16 protein-coding genes are annotated in these 14,453 nt (G+C 63.3%); 9 read left to right on the top strand and 7 right to left on the bottom strand.

The genetic code is table 11. The annotated features are described in order from the left end of the window. Positions 1-302: 302 nt before the first annotated feature. From priS to bcp, 3 genes are read left to right on the top strand one after another with little or no spacing between them, the layout of a single operon-like run. Positions 303-1,463, top strand: coding sequence for a DNA primase small subunit PriS (priS, locus tag ACFQJC_RS01200; RefSeq protein WP_390221422.1), 1,161 nt, complete (start codon positions 303-305; stop codon positions 1,461-1,463). Continuing rightward, positions 1,460-2,410, top strand: coding sequence for a DNA replication protein (locus tag ACFQJC_RS01195; RefSeq protein ID WP_390221421.1), 951 nt, complete (start codon positions 1,460-1,462; stop codon positions 2,408-2,410). Before priS ends, ACFQJC_RS01195 begins: the two co-directional genes overlap by 4 nt. A 36-nt stretch (positions 2,411-2,446) precedes the next feature. Further along, positions 2,447-2,908 carry a thioredoxin-dependent thiol peroxidase gene (bcp, locus tag ACFQJC_RS01190; protein WP_390221420.1) on the top strand — a complete coding sequence of 154 codons (462 nt, stop codon included), beginning with the start codon at positions 2,447-2,449 and terminating at the stop codon, positions 2,906-2,908. Between the two features lie 315 nt (positions 2,909-3,223). Here the strand turns inward: bcp and ACFQJC_RS01185 are convergent, their stop codons facing one another. From ACFQJC_RS01185 to ACFQJC_RS01175, 3 genes are all read right to left on the bottom strand, one after another. After that, on the bottom strand, positions 3,224-5,488 hold the full coding sequence (locus ACFQJC_RS01185) for a CDC48 family AAA ATPase (RefSeq protein ID WP_390221419.1): 2,265 nt from the start codon (positions 5,486-5,488) through the stop codon (positions 3,224-3,226). Then, positions 5,489-5,740 carry a DUF7127 family protein gene (locus ACFQJC_RS01180; RefSeq protein WP_390221418.1) on the bottom strand — a complete coding sequence of 84 codons (252 nt, stop codon included), beginning with the start codon at positions 5,738-5,740 and terminating at the stop codon, positions 5,489-5,491. It abuts the gene before it with no gap. A 213-nt stretch (positions 5,741-5,953) separates the two neighbouring features. Continuing rightward, a complete protein-coding gene (locus ACFQJC_RS01175) occupies positions 5,954-6,412 on the bottom strand; it encodes a DUF8100 family protein (protein ID WP_390221417.1) in 459 nt (152 codons plus the stop codon). A gap of 116 nt (positions 6,413-6,528) precedes the next feature. Between ACFQJC_RS01175 and ACFQJC_RS01170 the strand changes: the two genes are divergently transcribed. Beyond that, positions 6,529-7,314, top strand: a complete 786-nt coding sequence (locus ACFQJC_RS01170; protein WP_390221416.1) for an alpha/beta fold hydrolase — start codon at positions 6,529-6,531, stop codon at positions 7,312-7,314. Positions 7,315-7,364: 50 nt separating this feature from the next. Here the strand turns inward: ACFQJC_RS01170 and panB are convergent, their stop codons facing one another. Beyond that, positions 7,365-8,174: a 3-methyl-2-oxobutanoate hydroxymethyltransferase gene (gene panB, locus ACFQJC_RS01165; protein ID WP_390221415.1), complete on the bottom strand. Its 810-nt coding sequence runs from the start codon at positions 8,172-8,174 to the stop codon at positions 7,365-7,367. Positions 8,175-8,285: 111 nt separating this feature from the next. On the opposite strand from panB, the gene ACFQJC_RS01160 reads away from it, so the two are divergent. From ACFQJC_RS01160 to ACFQJC_RS01150, 3 genes are all read left to right on the top strand, one after another. Beyond that, the gene (locus tag ACFQJC_RS01160; RefSeq protein WP_390221414.1) at positions 8,286-8,774 is read left to right on the top strand and encodes a type IV pilin domain-containing protein; all 489 of its coding nucleotides are present in this window, start codon (positions 8,286-8,288) and stop codon (positions 8,772-8,774) included. Positions 8,775-8,867: 93 nt separating this feature from the next. Further along, positions 8,868-9,107: a DUF5822 domain-containing protein gene (locus ACFQJC_RS01155; RefSeq protein ID WP_390222316.1), complete on the top strand. Its 240-nt coding sequence runs from the start codon at positions 8,868-8,870 to the stop codon at positions 9,105-9,107. Positions 9,108-9,184: 77 nt separating this feature from the next. After that, complete coding sequence (locus ACFQJC_RS01150; protein ID WP_390221413.1) at positions 9,185-10,033, top strand: eIF2B alpha/beta/delta subunit family protein; 849 nt, start codon at positions 9,185-9,187, stop codon at positions 10,031-10,033. Between the two features lie 68 nt (positions 10,034-10,101). Here the strand turns inward: ACFQJC_RS01150 and ACFQJC_RS01145 are convergent, their stop codons facing one another. From ACFQJC_RS01145 to ACFQJC_RS01135, 3 genes are all read right to left on the bottom strand, one after another. Next, complete coding sequence (locus tag ACFQJC_RS01145) at positions 10,102-11,232, bottom strand: Gfo/Idh/MocA family protein (protein WP_390221412.1); 1,131 nt, start codon at positions 11,230-11,232, stop codon at positions 10,102-10,104. Positions 11,233-11,234: 2 nt separating this feature from the next. After that, a complete protein-coding gene (locus ACFQJC_RS01140; RefSeq protein ID WP_390221411.1) occupies positions 11,235-12,203 on the bottom strand; it encodes a sugar phosphate isomerase/epimerase family protein in 969 nt (322 codons plus the stop codon). A gap of 78 nt (positions 12,204-12,281) precedes the next feature. Further along, complete coding sequence (locus ACFQJC_RS01135) at positions 12,282-12,758, bottom strand: GNAT family N-acetyltransferase (protein WP_390221410.1); 477 nt, start codon at positions 12,756-12,758, stop codon at positions 12,282-12,284. A 93-nt stretch (positions 12,759-12,851) separates the two neighbouring features. Between ACFQJC_RS01135 and ACFQJC_RS01130 the strand changes: the two genes are divergently transcribed. Then, complete coding sequence (locus tag ACFQJC_RS01130) at positions 12,852-13,262, top strand: archease (protein ID WP_390221409.1); 411 nt, start codon at positions 12,852-12,854, stop codon at positions 13,260-13,262. Positions 13,263-13,353: 91 nt separating this feature from the next. Then, positions 13,354-14,448, top strand: coding sequence for a DoxX family protein (locus tag ACFQJC_RS01125; RefSeq protein ID WP_390221408.1), 1,095 nt, complete (start codon positions 13,354-13,356; stop codon positions 14,446-14,448). Positions 14,449-14,453 lie beyond the last annotated feature (5 nt).

Genomic DNA, 14,453 nt, shown 5'->3' with positions numbered 1-14,453 from the left:
ATCTACATTTAATGATTATTTATACTTTTGGTGACGGCTACTACCGCTGTGGTAGTAAACTGCTTGTCAAGATTTACTGACCAAAAGGCTATTGTGCGGAATTTATTCTAATTTCCACCGAGAAAATAGCAGGTTCGTAAAAATTCACTCGTTAGTGAATTGTCTATTTTGTGTCGAACCGGGTGTTCCTGTATCCTCGCTAACACGCGTCTGAGCGGCTAAGATAGCGGTTGACTGTCAACAGTTCTCGGTCCCGGAGAGAGACGCAACCGCTTTACCCGCGCCTTCGGAACGCGGAGTGTATGGACGGGCGCACACGTGAGTACCTCGAAGGTCGCTTCGGTGATTACTACCGGAGCGCCACGGTTCCCCTGCCACCCGCACCGGACGAACGCGAGTGGGGCGTCATCCCGTGGTCGGCGGGCGGAACTCGGATGCACCGCCACCAGTCGCTCTTGGACCTCGGGGAACTGGAGGACTATCTCGCACGGACCGCGCCCCGGCACGTCTACTTCTCGTCGGCCCGCTTTGCCGACCCCGGCGCGTCCTCGATGGACGACAAAGACTGGCGCGAGGCCGACCTCGTGTTCGACATCGACGCCGACCACCTCCCGGGCGTTGACCCCGAAGAAACGTCGTACGCCGAGATGCTCGCGGCGGGGAAAGACGCGACGGCGAATCTGCTGTCCCTCCTCGACGACGACTTCGACTTCGACGACATGCAGGTGGTCTTCTCCGGCGGCCGCGGCTATCACGTGCACGTCCGCGACGAGGCGGTTCGCGGACTCGACAGCGAGGCGCGCCGCGAAATCGTCGATTACATCCGCGCCATCGACCTCGACTTCGAGGGTCTCATCGAGACGCGCGCCGGGAACCGCGGCATCACCCAGCGCGTCCTTCGAACCGAAGGTGGCTGGGGCAAACGGACCCACGACCGACTCCTCGCGTTCGTTGACGAACTCATGGAACTCGAAGAGCAAGCCGCGTTGAGCCGCCTCCAGGAACTCGACGGCGTCGGCGAAGGGCGCGCGAAGACGATTCTCGGCGCGTTCCGAAACAACCCCGAGGCGATTCGCACCGGGAACGTCGAGGCCGGCGGGCCGGGCGTCCGAACCCTCGTGGACGCGCTGGCGCACGAAGTCGTCGAGTCCGAAACCGCGCCCATCGACGAACCCGTCACGACGGACACGAAGCGGCTGATTCGACTCCCCAAGAGCCTCCACGGCGGGTCCGGACTCGTCGTGCAACCGCTCACACGCGAGGAGTTCGAGACGTTCGACCCGCTGGTCGATGCCGTCCCCGACCGATTCCGCGGCCGCGACATCACCGTTCGCGTCACCGACCCCGGACCGGTTACTTTCGATGGCGATACATTTACACTTGATTCGGGTGTTCAGTCAATAAGCGAAAGCGTCGGGATTTTCCTCATGGCCCGAGGGCGCGCTGAGAAGGTGACAGAATGAACGTAGACGAACTCAGGAGTGTGCTGCGGACGGAGCGACAGAAAGATAGCTTGCAGCATCTTCGTGAATCGTTCTACGAGGACGTCGCCGAACTCATCGCAGAGCAGAAAGCCCGGCGCGAACAGCGCGCCGAGGAACTCGGAACGCACTACTCCTCCGAGATTCGACGCATCACGGACGAAATCGAGACTACCGAGGAGATAGTCACCTCGATTTACGAGCGCCGCGTCGGCAAGGTCGTCAAAGCCGCGAGTTTCGCGGCCGCGGGCATGCCCACCGACACGGACGGGCTGACCCACGAGGAGAAACGCCTGTTCGACGACCTCGTCGCCCGAATCGAGGAGAACCGAAGTACCGTGCTCTCGACGCTCGAAGACGTGTCGGCCGCGGCCGGAACGACACCGACTTCAGGCGGGTCGGCGACCGCTTCCGACTCCCAGCGCCCGGAGCCGACCACGACACAGACCGAACCCTCTCCCGCCGCGAAACCCGACGACTCGCCACCAATCCCGCCGGACGACCCCGACCCGGAAGTCGGTGAGAGCGCCGACGCGACGGACGCCGCGGGCGACATCCTCGCCGACGCGATGGGAACCGGGTCGGACGACACCGGCGCGACGACGGACGAGACTTCGACCGATGCCGCCACGACGGATGCGCCGGCGACAGCGGCCGATTCATCGACTCCCGAGACGGACCGCCCGACCGACGAAGCAACGGTCGTCATCGGCGACGAACCGGTGGCGTCTGCCGAGTCATCGACGGCGACCGAATCGACGAGTGACCTCGATTCGGACCGGACGACGGTTCGCATCACGGCGGACGTGGGAACCATCTTCGGCATCGACGAACGCGAGTACGACCTCGCACAGGAGGACGTCGTCACGCTCCCCAGTGCGAACGCCGGACCACTCGTCGAGCGCGGCGCGGCGGAGAAACTGGACTAAGAAAGAACCTTTGTAGGGGCGGTCCAACGCCAGCGTATGCTCGCTGTTGGCGATACTGCCCCCGATTTCGAACTCCTCGACCAGCACGGAGACTCGGTCTCGCTCTCTGACTACCGCGGCCAACACGTCGTCGTCTACTTCTACCCCCGAGCGGACACGCCGGGGTGTACGACCGAAGCCTGTGGCTTCCGCGACTCGTGGGACGAGTTCGAAGAACGCGACGTGCCGGTCCTCGGAATCAGCGACGACCCCGTCTCCGACCTCGACAAGTTCGCCGAGAAGTACGACCTCCCCTTCAGACTCCTCTCCGACGAAGACGGCGAAGTCTCCGAACGGTACCACTCCTACGGCGAGAAGAACATGTTCGGCAACACGTTCGACGGCGTCTTTCGGAACACCTACGTCGTCGGCCCGGACGGCACCATCGAACACGTCTACGAGGGCGTCTCTCCCGACGGTCACGCCGACGAACTCCTCGACGCGCTCGCCGGAGAATAGGGTACGGCGTGCGGTTCGGACTCACTTACTACGGCTCGAGTATCTTTTTGACAAACGGTGAGTAACACACCGCATTTCCGGTGAAATAAACAGCAAACGAGTTCTGAATTTCGTGTTCGAAATCCTGCGTACCGCTACATAGTGGACAAGATACATATGAACGTATCGGAATGCGGGAATTGTCGCGGAAATTTTGGGACAGAGCGGTGGGAAATCTGGAACGGAACGGTAGAAAATTCGGAGCGGAACGGTAGAGGGTGAAGACGAGAAGTCGCGGCGTCGAACGCGCGGGTTACTCGAAGTCGAGACCGGTCTCTACTGGAAGGTGCGGCCGATTTCGGACTCGCGGTCGCGCTCGACCTCGCTCTTCTGGAAGCGCTCTTCGATTTCCTCGTAGCGGCGGCGGACGTCCTCGGTCACGCTCGGGCCGACTTCGTCGAGGGCGTCTTCGAAGTGCTGCATCGTGACGCGGACGTTGCCGACGCTCTCGCCGATTTCCTCTTTCTTCACGCTCTGGATGAACTCGCGGGAGGCGTTCATCGAGGCTTCGCGGCAGAGCGCTTCGAGGTCGGCACCGACGTAGCCGTCGGTCTTGGCGGCGACCGAATCGAGGTCAACGTCGTCCGCCAGCGGCTTGCTGCGGGTGTGGACTTCGAGGATGGCGCGACGTGCGTCTTCGTCGGGGACTGGAACGTGCACGTGGCGGTCCAGTCGGCCCGGACGCAGGAGCGCCGAGTCGATGAGGTCCGGCCGGTTGGTCGTGGCGATGACGACCACGTCTTCGAGGGCTTCGAGCCCGTCGAGTTCCGTGAGCAGCTGCGAGACGACGCGCTCGGTCACTCCGGAGCTGGTCGAGTCGCGGCCGCGCTCGGTTGCGATGGAGTCGATTTCGTCAAAGAACACCACCGTCGGGGCGTTCTCGCGGGCTTTCTTGAACACTTCGCGGACGCCCTTCTCGGACTCGCCGACGAACTTGTTCAGGAGTTCGGGACCCTTGATGGAGATGAAGTTCGACTCGGCCTCGTTGGCGACGGCCTTGGCGAGGAGGGTCTTCCCCGTCCCCGGCGGGCCGTACATCAACACGCCCTTGGCGGCGTCCATGTCCATCTGGGCGAACACCTCGGGGTATTCGAGCGGCCACTGGATGGTCTCACGGAGGCGCTCTTTGGTGTTTTCGAGACCGCCGACGTCTTCCCAGGTCACGTCGGGGACTTCGACGAACACCTCGCGCAGTGCGGACGGCTCGATGCTCTTGAGCGCCTCTTTGAAGTCGTCTTCGGTGACGCGCAGGCTTTCGAGCACTTCGGCGTCTATCTCCTCGGCGTCGAGGTCGAGTTGCGGGCGGATGCGCCGCAGGGCGTGCATCGCCGACTCTTTGGCGAGCGATTCGAGGTCGGCACCGACGAACCCGTGAGTGTTGTCCGCGTAGGAGTCGAGGTCCACGTCGTCCATCAGCGGCATGTTGCGCGTGTGGACCTGCAGGATCTCCTTGCGGCCGTCGCGGTCCGGGACGCCGATTTCGATTTCGCGGTCGAACCGACCGCCGCGGCGGAGTGCGGTGTCGATTGCATCGACGCGGTTGGTCGCGCCGATGACGACGACTTCGCCGCGCTCGTCGAGACCGTCCATCAGCGAGAGCAGTTGGGCGACGACGCGGCGTTCCACGTCACCGCCGGCCTCACTGCGCTTGGGCGCGATGGAGTCGATTTCGTCGATGAAGACGATGGCGGGCGACTGCTCGGTCGCCTCCTCGAAGATTTCGCGGAGTTGCTCTTCGGACTCCCCGTAGTACTTCGACATGATCTCCGGCCCGGAGATGGTGTGGAACGAGGCGTCGATTTCGTTGGCGACGGCCTTGGCGATCAAGGTCTTCCCGGTGCCCGGCGGGCCGTGGAGGAGCACGCCTTTCGGCGGCTCGATACCGAGGCGCTTGAACAGTTCCGGGTGGCGCATCGGCAGTTCGATCATCTCGCGGACCTGTTCGAGTTCCTTGTCGAGTCCGCCGATGTCTTCGTACGTGACGGAGGGTCCGGCGCTGTCGCCGGGGGCGGACTCTCGAATCTGTTCGGCGGGTTTCTTGCTCACTTGGAACTCGGTGCTGTCGGTGACGACGACGGTTCCGTCGGGGTTGGTCGCCGCGATTTTTATCGGGACCGACTGGCTGGAGGCCGTCATGAAGCCGAAGCCCAGCGGAAGCTGAACGCTCTGGCCCTTCGTGACCGGTTGTCCGGAGAGTTTGTCGCGGATGTAGGTCCCGATGTTCCCGCCGATACGGAGGTTCTGCGGGAGTGCAATCGTGACCTGCCGAGCGGGTTTCACGTCCGCCTTCTCGACTTCGACGCGGTCGTCGATGCCGACGCCGGCCTGTTGGCGGAGTCGGCCGTCGATGCGGATGACACCCGTGTTCTGGTCTTCGGGGTAGCCCGGCCAGACGCGAGCGATGGCGGTGCCGTCGTTGGGACCTTCGATGCGGATGAAGTCTCCGCCTTCGAGACCCAACTCGGCGGCCGCCGCTCGGTCGATTGCGGCGAGTCCGCGGCCTGCGTCCTTCTGCTTGAGAGGTTTGACGATGAGTTTCATTTATTTCTGGATGGTGATGGTGAGCACGCCGTTGTGGATGTCTATACTCGCGTCGCCCGCGGACGGGAGTTCGAACTCCGTCTCGGTCACGCGCTCGCCGGTGTCGGCCACGATGATGGCCGTCGAACCGACGATATCGACGTCGATGTCGTCCTCGTCGAGACCGACATCCGCTGCGATGACCCAGCTGTCATCGTATTCGTACCGGCGAATGAACCGCTCGTTACCACCGGCGAACTGTTGCATGCTCATGATAAGTCTAACACAAGGTTAGTGTTTTCAGTATTTAAATCTTTCTGCCAGTTAATCGCCGTACGGCACGGAGTTCGACCATGATACGGTCGAATTGTGGTTCACATCCATGCGATAGCAGTCGCTACTTCGTTGGCAACCAATGTCAAAGTAGTGGCCTCGGAAATTCGACGCTAGTTGGCGGGTATGTCGATTCGGGCGAATAGCAGCGTCTTAGGCGAGGGTGGCTCTGATTCGGTGGCCACCGTAGATTCCCGTGAGGACGAAGACTCGGCTTGAAACGTACGCGGCGGCGTACAACACGCTCGTCACTGGGTGGTAGAAGAAGAGGGCGAAGTACGTGCAAACCGTCAGCAGCGAGACGAGTACCCTGACAGTTGGTCTACTACTTAACTGGCTGAAATAGTCGAAATACTGGAACAGAAACGGAACGACTGCCCCAAAGACGACTCCGGGCACGATGCCGAGCAGTAGGGCGAGGACGATAGAGTCCGGTCTCGCATCGAGCGTCGTGCGCGTCATGACCCGCAGCGACTTTGCCAACGCGAAAATCAAACCGAACTGGACGACGGCGAGTCCGACGTGGACGATCCCGAGCGCAAACGTCTTTGTGTGCGTGTAGTCGAGCGACTCACGAGAACCGAATTTACGCCAATTTTCGAGGGAGACCATGTCCAATTCGACATATCAAAGTAAGAATAGATTTTCGATTGGGGCTGTCTCAACGTATCTGCGGTACCGTACGGAACGGAGTCGGCTTTATCCGCTCGTGGTGTGCAGATTAGACTATGGACGTTCTGACGACTGAGCACCACGGGCGAACGACGGCGTATCGGCTCCGTGAGGCACGCGGCGAGTCCGACGCACCGACCGTCTTGTTCGTACACGGGAGCGGTGGGTCGAGCGACGTGTGGCGCGGCCAGTACCGACTTGCGAGCGACTACTCGGTCGCCGCGCTCGACCTGAGCGGGCACGGCGAGAGCGACGACGTCGATGCCGACGATGGCTACGAGACGCTTTCCGCGTACGTCGATGACGTGGTCGCCGTCGCCGAGGAGACCGACGCGAGCATCGTCGTCGGCAACTCGCTCGGTGGCGCGGTCGCCATGACGCTCGCCTTGGAGCGCGACCTCGACCTCGACGCCCTCGTCCTCGCGGGAACCGGTGCGAAACTCTCGGTCCTCGACGACCTCTTGAACTGGTTGGAGGACGACTTCGACCGCGCCGTCGCGTTCCTCCACGGCGACGACCGACTGTTCCACACCGACGACGAGCGCGTCATCGAAGCGTCGAAAGAAGCGATGTACGACGCCGGACAGGCCGTCACGAGTCGAGACTTCAACTCCTGTCACACCTTCGACGTGCGCTCGAAACTCGGCGATATCGACGTGCTGACGCTCGCGCTCGTCGGTGAGTACGACCGTCTGACCCCGCCGAGCTATCACGACTACTTCGTCGAGGAGATGCCCGACTGCGAACGGGCGACTATCGAAGACGCCGCTCATCTGGCGATGCTCGAACAACCCGCCGCGTTCAACGCTGCCGTCTCGGACTTCCTCTCGCGTCGTCTCTGAGTGGGCAGAAAAACGAATCGTCACGAGACAGAACAGCCCAATCGGGGCGCTCAGTACAGTTTGTCCAGGTCGGACTCGACGTGGCTGTGTTCGTCGGCCGGGAACTCGCCACCTGTCACCGCGTCTCGGTAACCTTCGATCGCCTTCTCCATCTCGGATTTCACGTCACCGAACTGCCTCGCAAACGGTGGAGCGCGCTCGCTCAGGCCGATAACGTCGTCGATGACGAGCACCTGTCCGTCGCAGCCCGCGCCCGCGCCGATGCCGATGGTCGGGATGTCGATGGCTTCGGTCACCTGTTTTGCGAGATTCGCCGGGATGTGTTCGAGGACGAGCGAAAACGCGCCCGCCTCGGCGTGGGCCTCGGCGAGTTCGAGGATTTCGCGGGCCTCGTCGCGGTCGGTCCCCTGTCTGCTGTAGCCGACTTCTTTCACGCGCTGCGGTGTCAGGCCGAGGTGCGCCATCACGGGAATCCCGAGTTGGACCAGTCGCTCGGTCAGTTCGACCGTGTGCGGGCCGCTTTCGAGTTTGACCGCGTCCGCGTCGGCTTCTTTCAGCATGCGTCCGCAGTGCTCGATGCTGGCGGCTTCGTCCACGCCGAAAGAGAGAAACGGCATGTCGGCGACGACGAGCGCGTCCGTCGTCGCGCGCGCCACCGCCGACGTTCGGCTCTGCATCTCGTCTATCGTCACCGGAAGCGTCGATTCGTAACCCAGCGCGGTGTTTCCCATGCTGTCTCCGACCAGAATGATGTCGATGTCCGCCTCGTCGATGAGTCGTGCCGTGGGTGCGTCGTACGCCGTGAGCATCGTAATCGGTGCCGTGCCTTTCTTCGCTCGGAGCGCCCGTACCGTGACCATGGCCGCAGTTCGCACGACTGGGTTAAGAGACTCACTCTTGTGTGGCGGCCGATTCTGGCAGTGCGTTGAGGTAAGGATTTACCACGCTCCAGCATGTCGGTTAGTCAACTAATGGTCTCAACTCGTCGCCGCGGCCTCTCGCCAGTCGTCGGCGTCGCGCTGATGGTCGTCATCGTCGTCCTCCTCGCGGCCGTCCTCGGCATGCTCGCCACCGGGTTCACGGACTCGCTCGTCGAGCCGCGGCCGGCGGTGTCGTTCGACGTCACCTACCACCCCGACGGCGAGGACAACAGCGGGAACGGCGCGTACATCAACGTCACCCACGAAGTCGGCAGTATCGAAGACGGGTCGCAGGTAAAGGTCGTCGATGGCGAGGGGAACAGCATCGCGTGGGAAGACGTGTGGACCGGCGGTGAAGTGGTCGGCCCGGCGGGCGAGTACGCCCACATCGACGGCGAAGGCTCCGACAGCGTGCTCGTCCCAATCTGCGAGGCCGGACAACATTACCGTCTCGTCATCGAGTACGAAGACGGGTCGTCGCGGACGCTACTCGACTACGTGGTACCGTCGGAGCCAAACGCCGTGAGTCCCAACTGCTGACGAAACCGGCACGCATTAGCCACCCGAATCGAAGAGATAGCTGTGGAACCAGTCGAGAAGTCGAACCCCGAAGGCGTCGATTACGGGTGGGTCATGCAGATGACCTTCGTGACGACCATCCTCGTCGGGTCACCAATCGTCGCGTTGCTCTCGCTGAACGCCGGGTTGCAGACGTGGGGAGCACGGGCCGAGTTCGCCATCCGCGTCGGTGCAGTCATCTGGTTCATCACCGCCGTCGCGCTGTTTATCTACGCCAAGCGGACCAACGCGGGCGACGGCGGCTCGGACCCGGACGAAATCGCATCCGACGCCGAGAGCGGGTCCGAGGCGTAGCCGACGCGCTGGAACTGTCTGGGACGCGGCCGAGTCGGTGCCGGAAACTCTTTCAGCCGATACGGCGACGTTCGCGTATGATAGACGAGACCATCGAGGAGATTCGTGAGATGCAGACGCACAGCTCCTCGGTCGTCGCAGTCAAGGCGACGCAGGCGCTCGCGGAGTTGACCGAGCGCGACTACGCCACCGTCGAGGAGTTCGAGCGCGACCTCGAACGAAACGTCGGGGCACTCAAGCGCGCGAATCCATCCCACGCCTCTCTCTACAACGCGCTCCAAGAGGTGCTTTCGAGCGTCCAAGGCCAAGCCGACGGTCTCGAAGACGCTCGGACGCTCACACTCGACACCATCGAGCGCGTCGTCGAAGACGTGGAGATGGGCAAGCGCCGCGCCGCCTCGAACGCCGCCGAAATCTTCGAAGACGGCCAGACGTTCCTCACCCACGACTACTCTTCGACGGTCAAGGAGTCCGTCGAACTCGCGGTAGAGGGCGGCGCGTCGATGCGCGCGTTCGTCACCGAAGCGCGCCCGCGGTTCCTCGGCCGAAAGTTCGCCCGCGAACTCGCCGCCCTCGACGACGTCGAACCGCACCTCATCGTCGATGGCGCATCGGGCTTCTTCCTCCCCGAGTGCGACCACGTCGTCATCGGCATGGACTGCATCGTCGATGGCACGCTCTACAACCGCGTCGGGACGTTCCCGCTCGTCGCCACCGCCAACCGCGTCGGCGTCCCCGTCACCGTCGTCGGTTCCAGCGCGAAAATCGTCGATGGCGGCTTCCGCTTCGAGAACGAGATTCGCTCGCCCAGCGAGGTCATGCTCGAACCCGTCGAAGGCATCGAGTTGGAAAATCCCGCCTACGACGCGACACCCGTGGACCTCATCGACCGGGTCATCACCGACACGGGCGTCGTGGAGTTCTGAGGCCGTCGCTCACTGCTAACGCGGACGCTCACTGTTTTGCAAAAAGAAACCGTGGCGCTGAGTGCCGACTACTCGGTATCGACCCAGACGCCCTCGTCGTCGGAGCGCTCGATGGCGTCGAGAATCTCTTGGACTTCGTAGGCGTCCTCGAACGACGGGTGGAACTCGCCGTCTTCTGCCACTGCCGTCAGGAAGTCCGCATTCTCGTGGACGAACGTGTGTTCCCAGCCGATGACGTGGCCCGGCGGCCACCAGTGTTCAATGTAGGGGTCGCTCTCGTCCGTGACGAGCACGGTCTCGTAGCCGCGGGAGTCGCCCGTCTTCACCTCTAGCTCGTTGAGGCGTTCGAGCGAGAACTTCAGGCTCCCCTCGGAGCCGTGAATCTCGATGGTGTGGTCGTTCTTGTGGCCGTTGGCGAAGCGCGAGGCTTCGAACGAGCCGATGGCCCCATTGGCGAACTCGGCCTGCGCGGTGTAGGCGTCGTCCACGGTGACGGGCTTGTACTCGTCCGTGCCGGGAACGGGGCGCTCGTCTACGAACGTCTGGAGGTGGCCGGAGATGCGCTCGATGTCGCCGGCTGTGTCGCCGACGAGGAACCGTACGAGGTCCACGGTGTGCGCGCCGAGGTCGCCGAGCGCGCCGGAACCCGCGTACTCCTTCTCCATGCGCCACGCCCACGGCGCTTCGGGGTCCACGAGCCAGTCTTGGAGGTAGCGTCCGCGGACGTGGTGAATCTCGCCGAGTTCGCCGTCTTCGATGAGTCCCTTGGCGTACTGGATGGCCGGAACGAAGCGGTAGTTGAAGGCACACCCGGCGACGACATCGGCGTCGCGGGCGGCGTCGCGCATCGTGCGCGCGCCTTCGAGCGTCGGCGCGAGCGGTTTCTCACAGAAGACGTGGACGCCCGCTTCGAGCGCGGCCACGGAGGGTTCGACGTGGAGGTGGTTCGGGCCGAGGTTGTAGAACACGTCCACGTCGTCGATGATGTCTTCCCAGTCGGTCGCGGTCGATTCGAAGCCGAATCGCTCGGCGGCGTCCGCGAGCGCCTCCTCGTCGCGGCCGACGATGACGGTGCGTTCGATTTCCGGCGCTTCGGGGAAGAACATCGGCAGGCGCGCGAGCGCGTTCGAGTGCGCCTTGCCCATGAATCTGTAACCCAAGACGCCGACTTTGAGGGGTTCGGAGGTATCGTTGCTCATCGTTATTCAGCCCAGTATGCTTCGCCGGGTTGCGTTTCGAAGACGGCGCGGCCGAGTACGTCCACGGCCTTTTCCAGACCTTCGTTCGAGGAGGTGAGCGCGTCTTCGTGCTCGATGGAGAGCGCGCCTTCGTAGCCGACCATCCGGAGCGTGGAGACCACGTCCTTCCAGTGTTCTTCGCCGTGACCGTAGCCGATAGAGCGGAAGAGCCACGAGCGGTCGGCGGTGTCGGCGTAGGAGGTGGTGTCGAGGACGCCCTTCACGCGCGACTTGGGTTCGTAGACTTTCGTGTCCTTGGCGTGGAAGTGGTGGATGGCGTCCTGTTCACCGAGGAATCGGATGGCGTCCGTAATCGAGATGTCCTGCCAGTAGAGGTGCGAGGGGTCGAAGTTCGCGCCGACGCGCTCGTTCGTCGCCTCGCGGAGTTTCAGCATGCCCGTCGGTTCGTAGACGAGCATGTTCGGGTGCATCTCGATGGCCATATCGACGCCGTGGTCGTCGGCGAACGCGGCGAGGTCGGACCAGTAGTCGATGGCGACGTCCCACTGGTACTCGTGAGCGTCGGCGTGCTCGGTCGGCCACGGCGCGGTAATCCAGTTCGGCACCTCGTCGTTCGGGCCGCCGGCCGGGAGACCGGAGAAACAGGTGACGGTGTTCACGTCGAGCGCGTCGGCGAGTTCGATAGCCTCGCGGAGTTCCGTGTCCGCTTCGGCCGCGGTCTCCTCGTCGGGGTGGAGCGGGTTGTTGTGGGTCGCCAGCGCGCTGATTTGCATGTCGCGCGATTCGACGGCCTCTCGCAGGTCGGCCTGCGCGTCTTCGTCCGCGAGGACGGCAGAACGGTCAACGTGGTCTTCGCCCGGCCAGCCGCCGACGCCGAGTTCGACGCCCTCGACGCCGATACCCGACAGATAGTCGAGCGCGTCGTCGAGCGATTCGTTCCCGAGTGGGACAGTGAGCACTCCGATGTACATACGCAAGGCTACAACTACGAAGCGAATAAAAATTAAGGATATCTGCAAGCAGGGAACGTTATCGAAAGAAGTCGGTGGCTATCGCCGCAAGAACTCAGAGAGTCGCTCTCGCAAGCCCGCTTCCTCGCCGAGTCGGAGGTAGTACGAGGCACCGCCGTCTTCGTAGTAGTTGTCGATGCGGCGGCGGATGGTGAAGCCGACTCGTTCGTAGAAGTCGATTGCGCTGGTGTTGGTCGTTCGTGCGTGGCAGGTCACGACGGGATGTTTGTCGGCGACTTCTGCGACGAGTCGCTTCCCGTAGCCTTGACCGCGTGCCTCCTGTGCGACGGCTAAGAAGAGGATGTAGCCGTCGCGCCGCGTCGATGCGAAGGCGACGAGCGTGTCGTTCTCGAAGAGGAGATACGTCGTCGAACGGCGGTAGGCGTCCATGAAGAATCCGCGACGCTGCTTTAACAGCCCCTCGTTGATTCGGATGCGTTCTTTGAGGTCCCACGCCGCCTCCCCGTACTCGGCGTCGCCGGCACCGTCAACCCGCATCTCCACGTTGACGCTCACAGTCGGAGGTAACCGGAGCGAGAATATAACTCCACCGTCCGTTTTGACGCCCAGACCGAAAGGACGAGGGTTCCCCACCGCACTCTGTCAGGTATGGAATTTTCGCTCCGCGAACACACCGCCGACGTCGCGGTGGAAGCCAGCGGCGACACGCTCGGCGACGCGTTCGCCGCCGTCGCCGCGGGACTCACCGCCGCGATGTGCGACGACATCCCCGACGTGGGCGACGAGTTCGCCCTCTCGGTCCGCGCTGAGAACCGCGAGGCCGCCCTCTTCGACTACCTCGACGAACTCATCTACGAGCGCGACGTGCGCGCCGTGCTCCCGACCGACCACGCCGCGAGCGTGCGCCAAGACGGCGACGAGTGGGTCGTCGAAGCGACGTACCGCGGCGTTCCGCTGGCCGACGTGGTCGCCCGCGACGTGAAGGCGGTGACGTACTCCGAGATGCGCATCGAAGCTGGCGAAGACGGGTGGGAAGCCTACGTCGTTTTCGACGTGTAAACCACGAATTCAATCGTTTCATACCTTCTATCACCAGTTCTTCGGAGAATCTATCCGTGGCTGTTATCCCCCACGACGAGCAACGTCGAGTATGTCCAGTCGTGTTCGCGGTGCGGCCGCACTCGCCGGGGCGATGGCACTCGTTCTCGTCGCGGTGGGGCGAGCGAGCGCCCACGTGAAGTACGTCACGCCCGGAAGCGACCCCGTGGCCGTCGCCGAGTTCGTCCAGTCGGTGCTGACCGACCCCTTCGCGGTCGCAGTCCTTCTCGGCGGGGCGGTGACAGTCGCCGGACTCGGTGGCGTCTACCTCCAACTCCGACCGTTCCCGAACGACGTGCGGACCTTCAGAGAGACGATGAGTTCGTACCAGAACCTCGTGCCGTGGCTCCTTCGACTCTCGGTAGGGCTGCCGCTGGTCGGCGCTGGCTTCGCGGGCTACTTCTTCTCGCCCATCGTGCAGACCGGGTCGCCGACGTTCACGCGACTGTTCGGCATCACCGTCGGCTTCCTCATCCTCTTCGGGTTCGGGACCCGCCTCGTCGCAGGCGTGGGTCTCCTCGCCTACCTCGTCGGTCTCGCGCTCGAACCCGCGCTCTTGCTCGCATTCGAGTACGTCCCCGGCTTCCTCGCTATCGCCCTCGTCGGCGGGGGGAAACCGAGCGCCGACCACGTCATCGCCTCGATGGCCGCGGACGACCGAACGCTCTACTCGAAGATCGACCCGTTCTATCGCCGCGTCGCCGAACCGTTCGTCGAACGGACGAGTCACCTCACCGCGTTCGTGCCGACTATCGTCCGTATCGGTCTCGGCATCGCGTTCATCTACCTCGGCATCACGCAGAAGATTATGGCCCCCGGCGACGCGCTGGCGGTCGTGGCAAAGTACGACCTCACGGCAGTCGTCCCCGTCGCACCCGAGTTGTGGGTCGTGGGCGCGGGCCTGACCGAGGCGCTCGTCGGCGTCCTCCTCATCGCCGGGGCCTTCACGCGGGCGGCCTCGGCAGTCGCAATTCTGCTCTTTACTACCACCCTGTTCGGTCTCCCGGACGACCCCGTGCTCGCACACGTCTCGCTGTTCGGTCTCGTCTCGGCGCTGTTGATTGCGGGCGGTGGTCCGTTCTCTGTGGATGCGCTACTCCACAGCGACGAGGAGTCGGTGCGGCCGTCGCGGCCGACCGTCGAGTGAGCGAC

The sequence above is a fragment of the Haloferax namakaokahaiae genome (assembly GCF_042663225.1).
Lineage (GTDB): Archaea > Halobacteriota > Halobacteria > Halobacteriales > Haloferacaceae > Haloferax > Haloferax namakaokahaiae.
This window is presented reverse-complemented; position numbering and strand designations above follow the sequence as displayed.

Bases quoted from the DNA above. Each gene is read 5' to 3' on its own strand.
- ACFQJC_RS01130 (WP_390221409.1), top strand. From the start codon at position 12,852: ATGGAATTTTCGCTCCGCGAACACACCGCCGACGTCGCGGTGGAAGCC.
- panB (WP_390221415.1), bottom strand. From the start codon at position 8,174: ATGGTCACGGTACGGGCGCTCCGAGCGAAGAAAGGCACGGCACCGATT.
- ACFQJC_RS01125 (WP_390221408.1), top strand. From the start codon at position 13,354: ATGTCCAGTCGTGTTCGCGGTGCGGCCGCACTCGCCGGGGCGATGGCA.
- ACFQJC_RS01170 (WP_390221416.1), top strand. From the start codon at position 6,529: ATGGACGTTCTGACGACTGAGCACCACGGGCGAACGACGGCGTATCGG.
- ACFQJC_RS01195 (WP_390221421.1), top strand. From the start codon at position 1,460: ATGAACGTAGACGAACTCAGGAGTGTGCTGCGGACGGAGCGACAGAAA.
- ACFQJC_RS01160 (WP_390221414.1), top strand. From the start codon at position 8,286: ATGGTCTCAACTCGTCGCCGCGGCCTCTCGCCAGTCGTCGGCGTCGCG.
- ACFQJC_RS01185 (WP_390221419.1), bottom strand. From the start codon at position 5,488: ATGAAACTCATCGTCAAACCTCTCAAGCAGAAGGACGCAGGCCGCGGA.
- ACFQJC_RS01180 (WP_390221418.1), bottom strand. From the start codon at position 5,740: ATGAGCATGCAACAGTTCGCCGGTGGTAACGAGCGGTTCATTCGCCGG.
- bcp (WP_390221420.1), top strand. From the start codon at position 2,447: ATGCTCGCTGTTGGCGATACTGCCCCCGATTTCGAACTCCTCGACCAG.
- priS (WP_390221422.1), top strand. From the start codon at position 303: ATGGACGGGCGCACACGTGAGTACCTCGAAGGTCGCTTCGGTGATTAC.
- ACFQJC_RS01155 (WP_390222316.1), top strand. From the start codon at position 8,868: ATGCAGATGACCTTCGTGACGACCATCCTCGTCGGGTCACCAATCGTC.
- ACFQJC_RS01145 (WP_390221412.1), bottom strand. From the start codon at position 11,232: ATGAGCAACGATACCTCCGAACCCCTCAAAGTCGGCGTCTTGGGTTAC.
- ACFQJC_RS01150 (WP_390221413.1), top strand. From the start codon at position 9,185: ATGATAGACGAGACCATCGAGGAGATTCGTGAGATGCAGACGCACAGC.
- ACFQJC_RS01140 (WP_390221411.1), bottom strand. From the start codon at position 12,203: ATGTACATCGGAGTGCTCACTGTCCCACTCGGGAACGAATCGCTCGAC.
- ACFQJC_RS01175 (WP_390221417.1), bottom strand. From the start codon at position 6,412: ATGGTCTCCCTCGAAAATTGGCGTAAATTCGGTTCTCGTGAGTCGCTC.